Annotated in this window: 15 protein-coding genes; 10 read left to right on the plus strand and 5 right to left on the minus strand. The window is 56.9% G+C overall.

What is annotated here, in order from left to right:
• Positions 1 to 42 precede the first annotated feature (42 nt).
• The 7 genes from paaK to paaZ all read left to right on the plus strand — a co-directional run bounded on the left by paaK (position 43) and on the right by paaZ (position 7,509).
• Positions 43 to 1,353 (plus strand): phenylacetate--CoA ligase PaaK, encoded by a 1,311-nt coding sequence (gene paaK, locus R1T46_RS20285; RefSeq protein ID WP_317306797.1) that lies wholly within the window; start codon positions 43 to 45, stop codon positions 1,351 to 1,353.
• Positions 1,354 to 1,658: 305 nt separating this feature from the next.
• Positions 1,659 to 2,651 (plus strand): 1,2-phenylacetyl-CoA epoxidase subunit PaaA, encoded by a 993-nt coding sequence (paaA, locus tag R1T46_RS20290; RefSeq protein WP_007155011.1) that lies wholly within the window; start codon positions 1,659 to 1,661, stop codon positions 2,649 to 2,651.
• A gap of 16 nt (positions 2,652 to 2,667) precedes the next feature.
• Entirely contained in the window at positions 2,668 to 2,949 is a 282-nt protein-coding gene (gene paaB, locus R1T46_RS20295) for a 1,2-phenylacetyl-CoA epoxidase subunit PaaB (protein WP_085681551.1), read from the plus strand.
• Positions 2,950 to 2,961: 12 nt separating this feature from the next.
• Positions 2,962 to 3,726, plus strand: coding sequence for a 1,2-phenylacetyl-CoA epoxidase subunit PaaC (gene paaC / locus R1T46_RS20300; RefSeq protein ID WP_075194923.1), 765 nt, complete (start codon positions 2,962 to 2,964; stop codon positions 3,724 to 3,726).
• A complete protein-coding gene (gene paaD, locus R1T46_RS20305; RefSeq protein ID WP_317306803.1) occupies positions 3,710 to 4,279 on the plus strand; it encodes a 1,2-phenylacetyl-CoA epoxidase subunit PaaD in 570 nt (189 codons plus the stop codon). Before paaC ends, paaD begins: the two co-directional genes overlap by 17 nt.
• A 13-nt stretch (positions 4,280 to 4,292) precedes the next feature.
• Entirely contained in the window at positions 4,293 to 5,372 is a 1,080-nt protein-coding gene (gene paaE / locus R1T46_RS20310; RefSeq protein ID WP_075194921.1) for a 1,2-phenylacetyl-CoA epoxidase subunit PaaE, read from the plus strand.
• 91 nt (positions 5,373 to 5,463) lie between these two features.
• Positions 5,464 to 7,509 (plus strand): phenylacetic acid degradation bifunctional protein PaaZ, encoded by a 2,046-nt coding sequence (gene paaZ, locus R1T46_RS20315; protein ID WP_317306806.1) that lies wholly within the window; start codon positions 5,464 to 5,466, stop codon positions 7,507 to 7,509.
• A 63-nt stretch (positions 7,510 to 7,572) separates the two neighbouring features.
• Here the strand turns inward: paaZ and R1T46_RS20320 are convergent, their stop codons facing one another.
• Complete coding sequence (locus tag R1T46_RS20320) at positions 7,573 to 8,052, minus strand: Lrp/AsnC family transcriptional regulator (RefSeq protein WP_317306808.1); 480 nt, start codon at positions 8,050 to 8,052, stop codon at positions 7,573 to 7,575.
• Between the two features lie 157 nt (positions 8,053 to 8,209).
• Here R1T46_RS20320 and R1T46_RS20325 point away from each other — a divergent pair, with 157 nt between their 5' ends.
• The 3 genes from R1T46_RS20325 (at position 8,210) to R1T46_RS20335 (ending at position 14,352) form a co-directional block, all read left to right on the plus strand.
• Positions 8,210 to 11,728, plus strand: coding sequence for an indolepyruvate ferredoxin oxidoreductase family protein (locus R1T46_RS20325; protein WP_317306810.1), 3,519 nt, complete (start codon positions 8,210 to 8,212; stop codon positions 11,726 to 11,728).
• Positions 11,721 to 12,905 carry an amino acid aminotransferase gene (locus tag R1T46_RS20330; RefSeq protein WP_317306812.1) on the plus strand — a complete coding sequence of 395 codons (1,185 nt, stop codon included), beginning with the start codon at positions 11,721 to 11,723 and terminating at the stop codon, positions 12,903 to 12,905. Before R1T46_RS20325 ends, R1T46_RS20330 begins: the two co-directional genes overlap by 8 nt.
• Positions 12,906 to 12,969: 64 nt before the next feature.
• Complete coding sequence (locus tag R1T46_RS20335; protein WP_317306814.1) at positions 12,970 to 14,352, plus strand: sodium-dependent transporter; 1,383 nt, start codon at positions 12,970 to 12,972, stop codon at positions 14,350 to 14,352.
• 91 nt (positions 14,353 to 14,443) lie between these two features.
• Here the strand turns inward: R1T46_RS20335 and R1T46_RS20340 are convergent, their stop codons facing one another.
• The 4 genes from R1T46_RS20340 to R1T46_RS20355 all read right to left on the minus strand — a co-directional run bounded on the left by R1T46_RS20340 (position 14,444) and on the right by R1T46_RS20355 (position 17,866).
• Positions 14,444 to 15,148 carry an ABC transporter ATP-binding protein gene (locus tag R1T46_RS20340; RefSeq protein ID WP_075194964.1) on the minus strand — a complete coding sequence of 235 codons (705 nt, stop codon included), beginning with the start codon at positions 15,146 to 15,148 and terminating at the stop codon, positions 14,444 to 14,446.
• Between the two features lie 80 nt (positions 15,149 to 15,228).
• Positions 15,229 to 15,987: an ABC transporter ATP-binding protein gene (locus R1T46_RS20345; protein ID WP_085681557.1), complete on the minus strand. Its 759-nt coding sequence runs from the start codon at positions 15,985 to 15,987 to the stop codon at positions 15,229 to 15,231.
• Positions 15,984 to 16,991 carry a branched-chain amino acid ABC transporter permease gene (locus tag R1T46_RS20350; protein WP_317306817.1) on the minus strand — a complete coding sequence of 336 codons (1,008 nt, stop codon included), beginning with the start codon at positions 16,989 to 16,991 and terminating at the stop codon, positions 15,984 to 15,986. The genes R1T46_RS20345 and R1T46_RS20350 overlap by 4 nt, the downstream gene beginning before the upstream one ends.
• Complete coding sequence (locus R1T46_RS20355; RefSeq protein WP_007155025.1) at positions 16,991 to 17,866, minus strand: branched-chain amino acid ABC transporter permease; 876 nt, start codon at positions 17,864 to 17,866, stop codon at positions 16,991 to 16,993. Before R1T46_RS20355 ends, R1T46_RS20350 begins: the two co-directional genes overlap by 1 nt.
• Between the last annotated feature and the right edge of the window lie 79 nt (positions 17,867 to 17,945).

Raw genomic sequence — 17,945 nt, forward strand, 5'->3', positions numbered from 1 at the left:
GCTAAGTACAAACGTTAAGCACAATAAGCGCAGGACGAACCTATGAACCTACCATCACAAAAACTCGGCAACCTAGACCGAATGGAGACCGCCAGCATTGACGAGCTTCGCCACGAACAACTCCAGCGCCTGCGCTGGAGCGTGGCTCATGCCTATACCAATGTCCCCTTCTATCGCAAAGCATTTGATGAGATCGGCCTCAAACCAATGGACATCAAATCGCTGGACGATCTGGCGAAAATTCCGTTCACCAACAAGTCAGATCTTCGGGACAATTACCCATTTGGCATGTTCGCCACCCCAATGGATGAAGTCGTTCGCGTTCATGCCTCCAGCGGCACAACGGGTAAGCCCACAGTGGTCGGCTACACCCAGAGCGATATCGACACCTGGGCCGATATTGTTGCCCGCTGCATTCGAGCCGGTGGTGGCTCCCGCGGCGACAAAGTACACGTTGCCTACGGTTACGGCCTGTTCACGGGTGGTCTGGGAGCCCATTACGGTGCCGAACGCCTGGGCTGTACCGTCATCCCCATGTCTGGAGGGCAGACGGAGAAACAGGTTCAGCTGATCACCGATTTCCAGCCTGACATCATCATGGTGACGCCGTCCTACATACTCAACATCGCCGACGAAATGGAGCGGCAAGGCATTGACCCTCACAAGCTACGTTTGCGCCTGGGCATTTTCGGCGCAGAGCCCTGGACAAACGCCATGCGTACCGAAATTGAGGAACGCCTGGGCATTCAGGCGCTGGATATTTACGGTTTGTCCGAAGTGATGGGTCCGGGTGTGGGGATGGAGTGCCTGGAAACCAAAGATGGCCCCACCATCTGGGAGGACCACTTCTATCCCGAAATCATCGACCCGGCGACCGGAGACGTTCTGCCTGACGGTGAGTATGGCGAACTTGTGTTTACGTCCTTGACCAAGGTGGCGCTACCAATCATGCGTTACCGCACCCGTGACCTGACCCGCCTGCTGCCAGGGACTGCACGCCCAATGCGCCGTATCGACAAGATCACCGGCCGCAGCGATGACATGCTGATCATCCGTGGCGTAAACGTGTTCCCGAGCCAGATCGAAGAGCAGGTTCTGAAGTGCAGCGCATTAGCACCACACTATGAAATCGAGGTCTACAAAGAGGGCAACCTGGACTGCGTCGACATACGTACGGAATTGAAACCCGGCACTTCTGACAGTTCAGAGATCCGCGCTGCGGCAGCCAAAGAGCTGGCCCATCACATCAAGTCGTACATCGGTATCAGCACCCGCATCCACGTGGTTGAGGCAAACAGCATTGCGCGCTCCGAAGGCAAGGCCAAACGGGTTTTCGACCGTCGCAATCCGTAAGTTCCTTTCGCACCAGAGCGTGACCGGGTCGCGGCCCGATCACGCTCTTCACGGCTAACTGATTTCTTATATTTTTTGTTTTTATTATTTCTGGTGATTTTAAAAATCACCTTAGTTTTAAAATTTTATATTTATAACAGTCAGTTAGATTAAATAACGCTTAACAAAAAACAAAACATGACACACAAAGATGATTCTTGATTTTTATTCAGTGTCATATACTATAAGGGTAACGCTCTGAAACGACCGACGGGCCTCATACGCCCGGAAGCAGCAGAACGACAAGCCCGATTCGGAGGTAAGATATGTACGCCCAGCTCGTTGAAACTGGCAGCAAACGCCTTAAAACGAAAGAAGAGATGTCGCCCCAGGAGCGCGAATTTCAGGAAAAGGTCGACGCTGAAATCAAGATCGAAGCCAAGAACTGGATGCCTGAAGGCTATCGCAAAACCCTGGTTCGCCAGATCTCCCAGCACGCCCACTCTGAAGTCGTTGGCATGCTCCCGGAAGGCAACTGGGTTACCCGCGCGCCCACCCTTAAACGCAAGCTCCAACTGATGGCCAAGATCCAGGACGAGGCAGGGCATGGGCTGTACCTATACAGCGCTATGGAAACCCTCGGTGCTGATCGAGATGAAGAGATCGAAAAGCTGCACCAAGGGAAGGCCAAATACTCCAGCATCTTTAACTACCCAACCCTGAACTGGGCTGACATGGGTGCCGTTGGCTGGCTGGTTGATGGCGCTGCCATCGTCAATCAGGTGGTGCTTCAGCGCACATCCTACGGCCCCTACTCGCGCGCCATGGTCCGCATCTGTAAAGAAGAGAGCTTCCACCAGCGCCAGGGCTATCAGATTCTGTTGGACCTGATGCGTGAAGGTACAGACGAACAGAAGGCCATGGTGCAGGACGCGATTAACCGCCTGTGGTGGCCGTCTCTGATGATGTTCGGCCCGCACGACGATGAGTCCCCGAACTCACAGCAATCCCTGGCCTGGAAGATCAAGCGCAAGGGCAACGACGAACTCCGCCAGATGTTCATTGACCAGACCGTTCCCCAGCTCGAGTTCCTCGGGTGCACCGCGCCGGATCCGGACCTGAAGTGGAACGAAGAGACCGGCCATTACGATTTTGGCGAGATCAACTGGCAGGAATTCTACGACGTTCTCAAGGGCAACGGCCCTTGCAACCGCGAGCGCATCAACACACGCAAAAAAGCAATTGACGAGGGCAGATGGGTTCGTGAAGCGGCCGTCGCCTATGCCAAAAAACAAAAACAGCGCACACAAGCCGCTTGATACCGGAGGAATACACATGTCTGAATGGCGCCTTTATGAAGTTTTTGTACGGTCGAAGCACGGCCTGAACCACAAGCACGTGGGCAGCGTTCATGCCTCTGACGACGAGATGGCTATGGAAAACGCCCGCGAGCTCTACACACGCCGCAGCGAAGGCGTGAGCATCTGGGTTGTACCCTCGGACACCATCACAGCCTCCGCATCCGACGAGAAAGAAGTACTTTTCGACCCGGCGGAAGACAAGATTTACCGGCACGCTTCTTTTTACGAGCTGCCCGATGAAGTCGGACACATGTAAGGAGCTGTTCCAATGACACAAGCAGAAGCATTACAGGAATACCTGTTGCGCCTGGCAGATTCCGACATGATCCTGGGCCAGCGATTGTGTGAGCTGTGTGGCAAGGCCCCGGCGCTGGAAGAAGAACTGGCGCTGATGAACGTTGCCCTTGACCTCGTTGGTCAGGCCCGCAACTGGTACGAATACGCCGCAGAGTTGATTGACGATGGTAACGATGCCGACAAACTGGCGTTCCGCCGCGATGCCCATAATTACCGTAATCTGCTGCTGACCGAGCAGCCTAATGAAGATTATGCAGTCACCATGGGTCGTCAGTTCTTCTTTGACGCATGGCATTACTTGACGCTCAAGAGCTTGGTCGAATCCAGCGATGAACGCGTTGCCGGTGTTGCTGCGAAGGCATTGAAAGAAGCCACCTATCACCTGCGCCGGTCTTCGGAGTGGATCAAACGTCTGGGAGATGGTACCGAGGAAAGCCATCGCCGTATGCAGGACGCCGTGGATATCCTCTGGCGTTTCACGGGCGAACTGATTACCCCGGACGATACAGATCACGTCATGGCCAAGGCGGGCATTGGCCCAGAGCCAGACCAGCTCGCCAAAAACTGGCGCGAAATGGTCAACGAAGTGCTTACCCAAGCGACCCTGACACCGGGTGCCGATGACGCCTGGATGTACATGGGCGGCAAGCACGGCGAGCACACCGAGCACCTTGGCTTTATTCTGGCAGAAATGCAGTTCCTGCAAAGGGCCTATCCCGATGCCACAACCTGGTAACTCAGGCAACCGGTCAGCCGTCGACATTCTGATTGCCAGCGATCGGGTACCGGCAAATTCCCGCCCCGATCTGCTGACCGAGAATGACATATGGGCACTTCTCGAAGAGGTCAAGGATCCTGAGGTGCCGGCGGTAAGCGTCGTGGAGCTCGGGATTGTCCGTGCCGTGAGGTGGGATGGCAAAGAACTGTCCATTGATGTCACGCCAACCTACTCCGGCTGCCCGGCTACCGAGTTGATTGAAGAGCTGATCATCGAAGCCATGCGTGCCGCAGGCTTCCGGGCCCCGAAAATCAACCAGGTGCTGACCCCGGCCTGGACCACCGACTGGATCACAGCCGAAGGCAAAGAAAAGCTTCGGGCGTTCGGAATCGCTCCACCCGAAGGCAGCTCCAGCAAACTGAGTCTGCTGGGAGAGCCGGACATTATTGCCTGCCCTCACTGTGGCAGCACGGATACGGAACAGCTCAGTGAGTTTGGATCAACCGCCTGCAAAGCCCTTTATCGCTGCACGGAATGCCTTGAGCCCTTCGACTATTTCAAATGCATCTAGAGCCGATACGATCATGAATAAATTTTACTCACTGACCCTCAAAGAGGTCAGACCTGAAACAAGAAACGCCGTATCACTTGCTTTTGATCTGCCTAAGGATCTGGCAGACACGTTCAACTACAAACAGGGCCAGCACCTGATTGTCAGAACGCAGCTGGATGGAGAGGAAGTGCGACGCTCCTATTCAATCTGCCGCAGTGTTAACGACCAGGAACTTCGCATTGCGGTCAAACAGGTTCCGGGCGGCCGTTTCTCCACGTTTGCCAATGAGCAGCTGAAACCCGGAGAAACACTGGAAGTCATGCCTCCCCAGGGCCATTTCTCCATTGATCTGGATCCCGAGCGGGAAGGCAACTACCTGGCGGTAGCTGCTGGCAGCGGCATTACCCCGATACTGTCGATCGTCAAAACGACTCTGGAAACCGAGCCCAAAAGCGAGGTCACCCTGTTCTACGGCAACAAGGCCACGAGTAGCACCATGTTCAGGGATGAGCTCCAGGATCTCAAAAATGAGTTCATGGCACGGCTGAATCTGGTTTACATCTTCACTCGAGAAGAGCAGGACATTGATCTGTACAACGGGCGAATTGACCACGACAAGTGCGACGCGCTGTTTGATCACTGGATAAACGCCAAGGAGCTCACCGCAGCCTTCATCTGCGGCCCTCAGCTAATGACCGAAGACGTTCGGGATTCGCTGCTCCGCCACGGTATGGACAAAAGCAGGATTCACTTCGAGCTGTTCACGCCGGCCGGTGGCACACCCCAACCCCGCAAGGACAGAGCTCCATCCCAGGTAGATCCGAAGTCGGTGAGCGAAGTCACCGTTATTGCCGATGGCCGTACTCTGACGTTCCCACTGGTTCGTGACACCAAAAGTATCCTGGACGCCGGTAACGAAGAAGGTGCGGACCTGCCCTACTCCTGCAAAGCCGGCGTTTGCTCCACTTGCCGCGCAAAGGTTTTAGAAGGCGAAGTGGAAATGGACCAGAACTTTGCTCTGGAAGACTACGAAGTGGAAGCCGGCTATGTGCTCTCCTGCCAGTGCTACCCGATCAGCGACAAGGTAATTCTGGATTACGACGAGATGTAATTTCCAGAAGCACCACAAGCAAAACACGAGCAAGGCAAGTTCCGCTCAAACGGGGCTTGCCTTGGCAGTTCAGAAACGAATGGAGTTCCCCATGTCAGTCCTGAAAAGTTTCATTGCCGGCCAGTGGGTCGGTGACGCCGCCGCCAAGGCCCTGCCTAGCGCTATCAACGGTCAGATCGTGGCGCACACTCACGACGACACCCTCGATTTCAAGAAAACCGTGGAATACGGTCGCACCGTTGGCGGCAAGAACCTGATGGCCATGGACTTCCAGGAGCGCGCTCTGGCACTCAAGGCCATGGCTCAATACCTTCAGGAACACAAAAAAGAACTCTACGCACTCTCAATGCACACCGGTTCAACCAAGGGTGACAACGGCATCGATATTGATGGCGGCTTCGGCACGCTGTTTTCCTACGCCAGCATGGGGCGCCGTGAGCTTCCTTCCGGCAACGTGGTACACGAAGGCCCGGTAACACCACTCGGCAAGAACAACCACTTTGCCGGCACCCACATCCTGGTCCCCCGGGGCGGCGTGGCTGTTCACATTGATGCCTACAACTTCCCGGTGTGGGGCATGCTGGAAAAATTCGCGCCCACCTTCCTGGCGGGCATGCCCTCCATCGTAAAACCGGCGACGTCCACCTGCTACGTGACCGAACTGGCGGTTCGCCTGATGCAGGAATCCGGTGCCCTGCCTGAGGGAAGCCTGCAACTGATCATCGGCAGCACCGGCGACTTGTTCGAGCACCTCGAAGAACAGGACGTGGTCACCTTCACCGGATCCGCCGCCACTGCACGCAAGCTTCGAAACCACCCGAACATCATTAACCGCTCGATTCCGTTTAACGCGGAAGCCGATTCACTGAACAGCGCGATCCTCGCGCCGGACGTGACCCCCGAGCACGAAGAATTCGACATTTTTGTCAAAGAAGTCGGCCGCGAGATGACCGCCAAAGCCGGTCAGAAATGTACCGCGATCCGTCGAGTTCTGGTGCCCAGAGATCAGGTCGACGCTGTCTGCGACAAGCTGAAAGAGCGGCTGTCAAAAGTCACCGTTGGCGATCCTTCCGTGGAAGGCGTGCGGATGGGGGCGCTCGCCTCCGTTGACCAGATGGAAGATGTAAAAGCCAATATCCAGGAGCTCCTCAAAACCAGTGAATTGGTGGTCGGCGGCGAGGGCAACTTCAAGCCCACCGGCGATGGTACCGAAAACGGCGCCTTCATTGAGCCTCACCTGCTGCTGTGCCGAAACCCGGAAAACGGATGCGGAGCCCATGATATTGAAGCGTTCGGCCCGGTCGCTACCGTGGTTCCTTACGACTCCCTTGAGGATGCTGTCGACCTGTGTTCGAAAGGCCGCGGATCCCTGGTCACCACTTTGACCACCCGCGATCCCGCTATTGCCGGCAAAGTCGCGCCACTGCTTGCCGCCTTCCACGGCCGGCTACACCTGCTGGATGCAGAAGCGGCGAAAGAATCTACGGGCCATGGCTCTCCCCTGCCCATGCTCAAGCATGGCGGTCCTGGCCGCGCCGGCGGAGGTGAAGAACTGGGTGGCATTCGCGCGGTACACCACTATCTGCAGCGCACGGCGATCCAGGGCTCCCCCAGTATGCTGGCAGCGGTAACCCGCGAGTATGTGCGAGGGGCGGATGTTATCGAAACTGAGGTTCATCCGTTCCGCCGCCACTTTGAGGATCTCCAGATCAACGAGTCCTTGCTGACTCATCGCCGTACCGTTACCGAAGCGGACATCGTCAACTTCGGCTGCCTCTCCGGCGACCATTTCTATATGCACTTCGATGAGCTTGCAGCGCGGGAGTCCCAGTTCGGCAAGCGCATTGCCCACGGCTACTTCGTACTGTCCGCTGCGGCTGGCCTGTTCGTGTCTCCGGGAGAGGGCCCGGTTCTGGCGAATTACGGCCTGGACACCCTGCGTTTTATCGAACCCGTAGCCCCTGGCGATACGATCAGGGCGCGGCTAACCTGCAAGCGCAAGATTGATCAGGGTCGGACATCGCCAGACGGACACCCTCAGGGTGTGGTGGTCTGGGATGTGCAGGTTCACAACCAGAACGACGAATTGGTTGCGAGCTACGATATTCTGACACTGGTTGCAAAAAAGCCCGAGTAACCTCGGGCTCCCGGGCTTTCTCCCGCCCCTTCAGGCGCGTGCCCGGGTTCCGCCTCAGTAACCTCACACCAGACCATCCACGGGGATGGTCTCGGTGTTCTTGATCTCCCGCAATGCGAAGTTTGAATGTACCTGGGCAATGCCCTGCAAGGTAAAGATCTTGCTGTTCAGGAATCGATCGTAACTGGCCATATCTCGCACCACGACCCGCAGGACAAAGTCGGCACTCCCCGTTACGGCAAAGCACTGAAGCACCTCCGGGTAGCTGCTAACCTGCTGCTCGATCTCTGCCGTGCTGTCGAGGTTGTGCCTCTGCAAGGAGAGATTTACCAGCACGCAAAGCCCCTGTCCGACGCGCTCAGGATCCAGTCTGGCACTGTATCCCAGGATCACGCCACTTTCCTCCAGAGTCCGAACCCGCCGCCAGCACGCGGCCGGCGACAACCCCACCTGTTCCGCCAATAGCTGGTTACTGATACGACCGTCCTGCTGGAGCATCGACAGGATTCTCTGGTCCAGCTTGTCGAGATCAACCTGTTTCATTTAGTAACACCTTATTTTTATGCAACATTCTTTCTAAACATTGTGTTCAACAAAACAATCTTTCGCAAACCCTCCAAACCACTAGCTAATTCGCAAGCACCTTTTGCGAACTTCCCTCTAGAATTTTGGTCATAATATCGACAAACAGGAGGACTCCATGTCCGCCGATTCCCCTCAGCTTGACCAGTACAAACTCGAAGACCGCTACCTGCGGGAGTCAGGTCGGGTTTTCCTGACTGGAACACAGGCTTTAGTCCGCATACCCCTGATGCAGGCAGCTCTGGATCGTAAACAGGGATTGAATACGGCGGGGTTGGTCAGTGGTTACCGCGGCTCCCCCCTCGGCGCGTATGACCAGGCGCTCTGGCAGGCCCAAACCCTGCTCGATGACAACCGCATCGACTTCGTCCCGGCTATCAACGAAGATCTGGCCGCCACCATCATGCTCGGCACCCAGCAGGTGGAAACCGATGATGACCGACAGGTAGATGGTGTGTTCGGTCTTTGGTACGGCAAGGGGCCTGGCGTGGATCGCGCAGGCGATGCACTGAAGCACGGTACCACCTACGGCTCGTCTCCCCATGGCGGTGTTCTGGTAGTCGCAGGTGATGACCATGGCTGCGTGTCATCCTCCATGCCCCACCAATCAGACGTGGCGTTCATGAGTTTTTTCATGCCCACCATCAACCCGGCTAACATCGCCGAGTATCTGGAATTTGGCCTATGGGGCTACGCTTTGTCCCGTTACAGTGGCTGCTGGGTGGGGTTCAAGGCGATCTCCGAGACGGTTGAAAGCGCGGCCTCCGTAGACCTGCCACCTGAACCGGAGTTTGTAACCCCCGATGACTTCACGGCGCCCGAAAGCGGTCTTCACTATCGCTGGCCGGACCTGCCTGGCCCGCAGCTGGAAACCCGGATCGAACACAAACTGGCGGCCGTGCAAGCTTTTGCACGAGCAAACCCGATTGACCGTTGCCTGTACAACAATCAACAAGCCCGTTTCGGCATTGTGACCACTGGCAAGGGCCACCTGGACCTGCTAGAGGCTCTCGATCTCCTCGGGATTGATGAAGACAAAGCCCGGGACCTGGGGCTGGATATCTATAAAATCGGCATGGTGTGGCCTCTGGAGCGCCGCGGCATTCTCGACTTCGTTCATGACAAGGAAGAAGTCCTGGTCATCGAAGAGAAGCGGGGCATCATCGAAAGCCAGATCAAAGAGTACATGTCCGAGCCGGATCGCCCTGGCGAGGTACTGATTACCGGCAAGCAGGATGAACTGGGGCGCCCGCTGATTCCCTACGTCGGTGAGCTGAGCCCGAAACTGGTTGCCAGCTTCCTGGCCGCCAGGCTTGGCCGGTTCTTCTCAGTCGACTTCAGCGAACGCATGGCTGAGATCAGTACCATGTCCAACGCCCAGGACCCGGGTGGGGTAAAGCGGATGCCTTATTTCTGCTCCGGCTGCCCTCACAATACGTCCACGCACGTCCCCGAGGGCAGCAAGGCGCTGGCCGGCATTGGTTGCCACTTCATGGCGTCGTGGATGGGCCGGAACACAGAGTCGCTGATCCAAATGGGCGGCGAGGGGGTCAACTTGATCGGCAAGAGCCGTTACACCGGCAATCCCCATGTGTTTCAGAACCTTGGCGAGGGCACTTATTTCCATTCGGGCTCCATGGCTATCCGCCAGGCAGTAGCAGCCGGAATCAACATTACCTACAAAATCCTGTTCAATGACGCTGTCGCCATGACTGGCGGCCAGCCGGTCGATGGCCAGATCACCGTTCCCATGATTGCCCAGCAGGTCGCATCCGAAGGCGTTCGCCGGGTCGTGGTGCTCAGCGATGAACCCGAAAAGTACGAAGGGCATGAGAACCAGTTTCCGAACGACGTCACTTTCCACGACCGCTCCGAACTGGATGAGGTCCAACGGGAACTGAGAGATATTCCAGGCTGTACCGTGCTGATCTACGATCAGACCTGTGCCGCCGAAAAGCGCCGGCGTCGCAAGCGCAAGCAGTTCCCGGACCCGGCAAAGCGGGCGTTTATCAACCACCACGTTTGTGAGGGGTGTGGCGATTGCTCGGTACAGTCCAACTGCCTGTCGGTTGTGCCACGTAAAACCGAACTGGGTCGAAAGCGCAAGATTGACCAGTCCTCCTGCAACAAGGACTTCTCATGCGTCAATGGCTTTTGCCCCAGCTTTGTCACCATTGAAGGCGGGCAACTGCGCAAGTCCCGAGGCATGGACACCGGCCTGGTGTTAACCACCAAGCTGGCAGCTACCCCAAAGCCAGCCTTGCCGGAAATGACCGGCTCTTACGACCTTCTCGTTGGCGGTGTTGGTGGTACGGGCGTCGTCACCGTGGGACAACTGATCACCATGGCTGCACACCTGGAATCCCGGGGCGCCTCGGTACTGGATTTCATGGGTTTTGCCCAGAAGGGCGGTGCGGTACTGAGCTACGTGCGCCTGGCGCCATCCCCCGACAAGCTACATCAGGTTCGGATCAGCAATGGTCAGGCCGATGCGGTTATTGCCTGCGATCTGGTGGTGGCCTCCTCCCAGAAGGCCCTCAGTGTACTGAGGCCAAACCACACCCGGATTGTCGCCAACGAAGCGGAACTGCCCACCGCCGATTATGTGCTCTTCCGCGATGCCGACATGAAGGCCGACAAGCGGCTGGGACTGCTCCGGGATGCCGTTGGCGAGGACCACTTTGATCAGCTTGATGCCAATGGCATCGCCGACAAGCTGTTCGGGGACACCGTATTTTCCAACGTCATGGTGCTTGGTTTTGCCTGGCAGAAAGGGTTGCTGCCCTTGTCCGAAGCCGCCTTGATGAAAGCCATCGAGCTCAACGGTGTTGCCATTGATCGCAACAAGGAAGCCTTCGGCTGGGGCCGCGTGGCGGCTGTTGATCTGAGCGCAGTAACAGACCTGTTGGACACCGGCAGCGCGAAGGTTGCGGACGTCAAGTCCGAGCCGACCCTTGATGAGCTGATCGAGACCCGTCACGGCCATCTGGTCGACTACCAGAACCGGCGCTGGGCCGATCAGTACCGGGCCAGCGTTACCGACGTCCACAAGGCCGAGGAAGCCTTGGGACAGACGAACCTGCTCCTGACCCGGGCCGTGGCGCAACAGCTTTATCGCGTCATGGCTTACAAGGACGAGTATGAAGTGGCTCGACTGTATGCGGAAACAGATTTCATGAAAGAGGTCAGGGAAACCTTCGAAGGTGATTTCAAGGTTCACTTCCACCTCGCCCCGCCACTGCTCAACAAGGAAACCGATGCACAGGGCCGCCCGAAGAAACGCCGGTTTGGCCCCTGGATGTTCCGGGCCTTCCGGCTACTGGCGAAATTCCGCGGCCTGCGTGGAACCGTTGTGGATCCGTTCAGCTATTCGGCAGACCGGAAGCTGGATCGAGCAATGCTGAAGGACTATCAGACCCTCGTCGCCCGCATTGGCCGGGAGCTCGATGCCAGTAACTACGAAACCTTCCTGCAACTGGCGGAACTGCCAGCCGACGTTCGGGGCTACGGGCCTGTACGGGAGCACGCGGCAGAAGCCATCCGTGAAAAACAGACCCAACTTATCAAGGCGCTCGACACCGGCCGCCCTACCCTCATCCGTACCCAGCAGGCCGACCCGGAGGCGAATCATGTTTGAAGCCCTGAATCCCCTGCCACAGGACCCGATCCTGCAACTGATGCAGCAATTCCGGGAGGATACCCGACCGGGAAAGGTGGACCTGGGTATTGGTGTTTACAAGGATGACGCCGGCAACACTCCCATCATGGCTGCCGTGTACGAAGCCGAACGGCGCCTGCTGGAAGGAGAGACCACCAAAAGCTATGTCGGGCCCGCAGGGTCTGCCGGCTTCAACAACGCCATGGCAGCGCTGATCCTGGGGGACAACAGCCCTCTGATCAGGGATGGCCGGATATCCGTTGTCCAGACCCCGGGCGGCTGTGGTGCCCTTCGCATGGCGGCGGAGTTTCTGCGCCTGTGTGAAACGGATACCACCGTATGGGTGAGCGCTCCAACCTGGGCCAATCACCTTCCCCTGCTAGGGGGAGCGGGCCTGACCATCCGCGAATATTCGTACCTCAATCCGAAAACGCTGGAGGTAGACTTCTCCAGCATGCAGGAAACCCTTGAAACCGCCGAGGCGGGGGATGTGGTGCTACTTCATGGTTGCTGCCATAACCCGTCAGGCGCAGACCTGAGCCTGGAGCAATGGAAAGAAGTCACCAGCCTGATTCAGCGCAAGGGTCTGCTGCCACTCGTGGACATGGCCTATCAGGGTCTTGGTGAAGGCCTCGAGGCTGATGCGGCAGGTGTGAGGCATTTGGCAGCTGCCGTGCCGGAAATGATGATTGCTGCGTCCTGCTCCAAGAACTTTGGTCTTTATCGCGAGCGCACGGGAGCCCTGGCACTGATCTCTGGTACGGCATCCGTCAACTCGGCAGCAACGAGTCAGTTGCTTGGCATCATCCGCTCTCATTACTCCATGCCACCGGCCCATGGCGCAGCCATCGTGGAAACCATTCTGGGGGATGACGGCTTGCGAGCCCAATGGCAGGACGAACTGGATGGCATGTGCAAGCGCATACTGCACCTGCGCCATGCCTTTGCCGACACATTAGCCCCGGTGGGAGACTTCCGTTTCATTGCCCGTCAAAGAGGTATGTTTTCGTTCCTCGGGATCAGCCCGGAACAGGTCGCCCGGTTACGAACGGAGCATGGTATCTATCTGCTCGACAGCAGCCGCGTCAACGTAGCAGGGCTGAACGATCAAGTCCTGCCAAGGGTGGCAGACGCAATGAACGACGTCCTCCAATAAGCCATCCGTCCCTCAGCCAGACCAGCAACGTTCATCCGACAAAAACAACTACCCGGAGACCTCAATGAGTCAGAGTACCCAATCACACCAGCAGGCCAACAACCTCTGGTCTTCAAGGATGGCCTTCATCCTGGCTGCCGCCGGTTCAGCCGTTGGCCTCGGAAACATCTGGAAGTTTCCCTACATTACCGGAGAGAACGGCGGCGGCGCGTTCGTTCTTGTCTACCTGGCCTGCATTTTCCTCATTGGAATACCGGTATTAATCGCTGAAACCATGATCGGCCGCCGGGGTGGCCAAAGCCCCGTAGCCACCATGCGCACCCTCACCCAAACCGAGGGAGCGTCCCGGGGCTGGAGAGTGATCGGCTGGAACGGCGTGATTGCCTCATTCCTGGTGCTGTCGTTCTATGCCGTCATTGGTGGATGGGCTCTGGTTTACATTGGTAAGGCCGCTTCCGGACTGTTTACCGGTGCAGACGCCGAGACCATAGGTGGTCAGTTCGGCGGACTACTTGCAAATCCCTGGGAGCTGTTGTTGTGGCACTCGGTATTCATGGCCATTGTCGTGGTTATCGTTGGCCGCGGTATTCGCTCAGGGCTCGAAAAGGCCGTAAACATGCTGATGCCGCTACTGTTCCTGCTATTGGTTGTCATGGTGATCTATGCCATGAACAGTGGCAGCTTCGGCCGGGCAGTGAGTTTCATGTTCTCTCCCGATTTCAGCAAGCTGAGCACGGCCGGCGTTCTTACCGCTCTGGGCCATGCTGCTTTTACTCTCAGTATCGGGATCGGCGTGCTTATGGCCTATGGCTCGTACCTGCCAAAGGACGTCAATATTGCCAGAACGGCGATGACCATTGCCGTTCTGGATACCAGTGTGGCGCTGCTTGCCGGACTCGCCATCTTTCCCCTGGTGTTTGCCAACGGTCTCGAACCCGGAACCGGCCCCGGCCTGATCTTCGTGACCCTGCCACTGGCGTTCGGCCAGATGAGCGGCGGAGCTCTCTTTGGCACCCTCTTCTTCGCCCTTCTGCTGGTGGCCGCCATTACGTCTGCTATCTCCATGCTGGAGCCGGTGGTGGAATGGCTGGAAGAACACAAAGGGGTCAGCCGGGCAAAGAGTGCACTTGGTGGCGGGCTGGCGATCTGGTTTATCGGAATCGGTACAGTGCTGTCGTTCAACGTATGGGAAGATCTACATCCGCTGGGCTTCATCGCGTTCTTTGAGGGCAAAACGGTGTTTGACCTGCTCGACTTCCTGGTCTCCAATCTGATGATGCCCTTGGGCGGACTAACAATTGCTCTGTTCGCAGGTTGGGCCATGAAGCGGCAAGGGCTGGCAGTGGATATCGGCCTGCAAGGTGGAGCCTACAGGGCCTTTATGCTGGTGCTCCGGTATCTGACGCCCGCTGGCATCACGGTGGTGTTCCTTTACAATCTCATCTGACGGCCCCACAAAGATTCACTGAGGGTGAACCGCCAAAGCCTCGCCTCCGTGCGGGGCTTTTTCGTGGCCGCTTTCACAGGGCCGGAAAGCATTACATTCCCAGGTACGCCTCACGCACTTTCTCGTTGCTGAGCAGTTCCTGGCCGGTTCCCTCAATCACCACCTTTCCGGTCTCCAATACATAGCCACGGTCGGCCAGTGCCAATGCCTGAGACGCATTCTGTTCGACCAGGAAAATGGTAATGCCCTCTTCCTTGAGCTCTTTAACGATGTTGAAAATCTCTTCGATGATCAACGGTGCAAGGCCCATGCTGGGTTCGTCCAGAAGCAGCAGTCTTGGCTTGGCCATCAGTGCGCGCCCCATGGCAAGCATCTGTTGTTGGCCACCGGAAAGCTCACCGGCCAGGTTATGACGTTTCTGGCGAAGGATGGGAAACTTGGTGTACATGCGCTCCAGGTCGTCCATTACCTCGGGGGTCTTTCCACGGGTATAGGCCCCCAGAAGAAGGTTGTCATGGACACTGAGGTCCTTGAAAACCTGCCGGCCCTCAGGCACCTGCACGATGCCAGCGGCCACCCGCTGGTCCGATGCGATCTTCGCGAGGTCCTTGCCTTCAAAGGAAACAGCGCCCCGGTCAGTAGGCTGCAGCCCGGAGATAGTCATCAGGAGGGTTGATTTGCCGGCACCATTAGCACCGACAAGCGATACGATCTCACCACTATTGATGTGGATATCCACATCATGCAGCACCTCGATCTGGCCATAAGATGTTACCAGCCCTCGGATAGACAGCATCTCCTGACTGGCCTGTTCACTGCTTGGCTGGGCAGGCGCCATTTCAGTGTGTTGCTCGCTCATGTGAAATGTCTCCTTGCTCAGCCACCCAGGTAGGCGGCGATAACGTCCGGGTTCTGACGGACTTCTTCGGGGTTACCTTCGGCCAGAACACGACCATAGTTCAGCACCAGCAACCGGTCGGATATCCCCATCACCAGTTTCATATCGTGCTCAACCAACATCACGGTTATGCCCTGGTCTGCAATTTTCCGGATCAACGCCTCCAATGCCGAGGTTTCCGTGGCATTCAGGCCCGCCGCCGGCTCATCCAGAAGAATGACCTTTGGTTCGGCGGCCAGGGCCCGTGCAATTTCGAGCCGCTTGAGCGCGCCATAGGACATGGCGGAGGCTTCCGTATCCAGGTAATCACCGCAGCCAACGTATTCCATAAGATCAGCGGCGCGTTTACGGGCAGCCGTCTCATTGGTACGCAGAGACGGCAACCGGAACAACGTGGTAAACAGGCTGTTCCTGAGCTGTAGATGCCGGCCCAGCATCACGTTCTCGATGGCGGTCATATTCATGCAAATCTGCATCTGCTGAAAGGTCCGGCACATGCCCCGCTCCGCAAGCTGGTTCGGCTCGAGCTTCGCGGTACTTTCACCGTTAAGCAGGATCTCACCTTTTGTGGGGGTGTAGAGGCCGGTGATCAGGTTGAACAGTGTGGTCTTGCCGGCGCCGTTCGGACCAATGACAGAATAGACCTGCCCGGCTTCTACGGCGAAACTGACCCCTTCAACCGCATGAACACCACCAAAGGCCTTATCCAACCCTTTCACTTCAACCAGTGCTGTCATGCCTCACCTCCCGCTTTCTTACGCATTGTTTTGGAAACCACAGCGGTCAGGGTCGGGAGTAAGCCCTTGGGCATAAAAATCATGGTCAGCATCAGGATCAGGCCGAACATGACGGTTTCGAGCTCCTGGAAGTCCGCCAGAACCTGGGGCAACAGTTTCAAAACCACGGCGCCCAGAATCACGCCGAATGTGGAACCCATACCGCCAAGAACGACCATGGTGATAAAGAGAATCGAGAATTCGAAGCTGGCTACGGCCGGAGTGATAAAGCCCTGAAAGTGAGCGTAAAGCCCTCCCATCACACTTGCATAGATGGCGGAAATCACAAACACAAGGCTTTTGTACTTTGCCGTATCGACTCCCACCACGCTGGCCGCCACTTCCGAGCCGTGCACGGAGCGCAAAGCTCTTCCGATAGGCGATTCAATGAGATTCAGTGCAAACCAGACTGCCACCAGAAGAACCACGCTGGCCAGGATATACCACGCCTGAACACCAGAAATCTCGATACCAAACAAGGAATATCGACCAAACGTACTTAGCTCCCAGCCGAACAGATCCAAGGCGGGAACCGGCATGCCGTCCGGGCCGCCGGTAATGGCACGTTCGTTGTTCAGTATGATGGCAATAATGAAGCCCACTGCGAGGGTTGCCATAGACAGGTAATGCCCTTTCAGGCGCAGGATCGGGCGCCCTACCAGCCAGGCAATAGTGCCGACTGCGATGGCCCCTACCACCAGCGCGGGCAAAGAAGACCAGCCGTAAGTCCCGGTCGTAATACCGGTAAAGTAAGCCCCCAGGCCAAAAAACCCGGCATGACCGAGACTGATCTGGCCGGCAAAGCCCACCAGCAGATTCAGACCGACAACCGTAGCGGCGATAATGGCCATCTGGATGACCAGTTCATAGTGAAACGGGTTGCCCAGAAAAGCCGGAAGAATAATCAGAATTAGTGCGAGGATCACCAGACCCCGCAGGCGCGACTGCATAAACCGGTTCAACATCAGACGCGCTCCACTACTTTGGCACCGAACAATCCTCGGGGCATAAAGAAAAGCACCAGCAGAATCATGGAAAACGCTACGGCGTCCTTGTAATCAGACGAGATATAACCGGCCGCCATGGCTTCAACAATACCAAGAGCAAGGCCACCGACAACTGCACCGACACCGCTGCCGAGACCACCGATAGCCGCAGCAACAAAGCCTTTCAGGCCGAGAATGATACCGATGTCATAGGACGTGAAGGTGATCGGGGCAACCACAATGCCAGCCACCGAGCCCAGCAGCGCAGACACCATAAACGCCAGCATGAGCACCATCTGGGTACGGATCCCCACCAGGCGCGCCGCCTCCTTGTTCATGGATGTCGCAAGAATCGCTTTACCGATCAAAGTCTTGGTAAAGAACAACACCAGAGCTACCACCATGACCGCGCCAATACCAAGAACCCACAGGCTTTGGCTGTTCAGCACGGCGCCAAAGACCTGGATAGGCTGGTCCGTACTGAAATTCTGCATCACGTGGTACTCCTTGCCCCAGACAACCTGAGCAATGCCCCGGATGAAAATGGATGCACCGATGGTGATGATAATCAGCGTTACTACGTCGGCCTGTTTGGCCGGTGCGATGGCGAAGCGCTGAAGGGCAATACCCAGCACACCTGCCAGAATGACCGCCAGCACAACTGCAATCACCATGGGCACTCCCATGGCTGTCAGGGAAACAGTCGCCATACCGCCAATCATCAAAAACTCGCCCTGGGCAAAATTGATGACGTGGCTGGCGTTATAAATCAGGGTAAAACCGAGGGCGATCAGGGCGTAAGTCGCACCGATAGTAATCCCGGTGAACAGGTACTGTAAGAATTCTGCGAGCATAGCGGTGGTTCCGGTCGAACATCAGCTGGCGACCCGTCCAAAAGGACAGCCGCCAGCCGCGAGACAGGTGAAAAGGAGT

This window comes from Marinobacter salarius (assembly GCF_032922745.1).
GTDB lineage: Bacteria > Pseudomonadota > Gammaproteobacteria > Pseudomonadales > Oleiphilaceae > Marinobacter.